The 1,459-nt window shown below is 67.1% G+C and carries 1 protein-coding gene; it reads right to left on the reverse strand.

Annotated features, from left to right (window positions below):
* A partial coding sequence (locus ACIBJH_RS48180) for an amino acid adenylation domain-containing protein (RefSeq protein WP_399123421.1) occupies window positions 1–1,459 on the reverse strand: 1,459 nt, incomplete at both ends.

Raw genomic sequence — 1,459 nt, forward strand, 5'->3', positions numbered from 1 at the left:
CCGCGCCAACTGCACACCCGCGATATACAACTCACCCGCAACACCCACCGCCACCGGCGACAGACCCGCATCCAGCACATACACCCGCGTATTCCAGACCGGACGCCCGATCGGCACGGTGTTGTCGTCCGTCCGGCATTCCCAGAACGTGACGTCCACCGCGGCCTCGGTGGGACCGTAAAGGTTGTGGACCGAGGCACCCAAAGTGCGCAGCGCCTGGTTCTTCAATTCGGTCGTCAGCGCTTCGCCGCTGCAGATCACGTTCTTCAGCGATGCGCAGGAGGCCGAATCCGGATGTTGCAAGAAGGCGCCGAGCATCGACGGCACGAAGTGCGCGGTGGTGATGTTCTCGCTACGGATCAGCTCGGCAAGAGCTGCGGGATCCTTGTGTTCCCCTCGTGCGGCGACGACCATTCCCGCGCCGGTGACGAGGGGCCAGAAGAACTCCCACACCGATACGTCGAACGCGGGTGAGGTCTTCTGCAGGACCCGGTCCGTTGTCTCCAGGGAGTACGTGTCCTGCATCCACAGCAGGCGGTTGACGATCGCGGCGTGGGAGATCGCCACCCCCTTGGGCCGGCCGGTGGACCCGGATGTGTAGATCACGTAGGCCGTGTGCTGGGGCAACAGGCGGTTCGGGCGCTCGTCGTCGGAGAGGTCGTGGGGGTCCTGGTCCTCCAGGAAGGTCTGGAGGGCCAGCTCGTCCAGTACGAGTCGACTCACATGGGCTGCGGCGCCCGCAGGCAGCCTCCGTGACGTTTCCGTGTCGGTGATCACGAGGACGGCGTCGGCGTCCTGGAGCATGTGGGCAATGCGGTCGGCCGGGTACTCCGGGTCGATAGGGACGTAGCCGGCCCCGGTCTTGACCACGGCCAGCAGGGCGACGACGAGGTCGGCCGAACGAGGCAGGGCCACGGCGACCAGGCGTTCGGGGCCCGCGCCCCGGCCGACGAGGTGCCTGGCAAGCCGGTTCGCCCGCGCGTTCAGCTCCGCGTAGGTCAGTCCGGTACCGCCGGCAGCCACGGCGAAGACGTCCGGGGTCCGGGTGACCTGCTGTTCGAACAGCTCGGGCAGGGTCGTGCCAGGCACCTCGTGAGTGGTGTCGTTCCATACGGTCAGGACCCGCTCACGCTCGTCCGCATCCAGTAGCGGGATCCGCCCGACGGACTGCCCGGCGTCGGCCACGAACGCCTTGAGGACGCTGATGAAGCGGGCGCCGATCGTCTCGACGGTCGCGTGCTCGAAGGCATCCGGCCGGTAGTCGAGCCGCAGGTGCAGTCGGGTCCCCGGCATCACCATCAGACTCAGGGGGTAGTGCGTCGCGTCGCGTGCTTCGGTGTGGGTGAGGCTGAGGGTGGAGGCGTCCTGTTCGAAGGCTTCGTTCTCGACGGGGTAGTTCTCGAACACGACGACGGTGTCGAAGAGTTCACCGGCCGGGGTGAGGCTGTGGATGTCGGTG

Origin of the sequence: Streptomyces sp. NPDC050548, from assembly GCF_044457385.1 — a bacterium.
GTDB lineage: Bacteria > Actinomycetota > Actinomycetes > Streptomycetales > Streptomycetaceae > Streptomyces.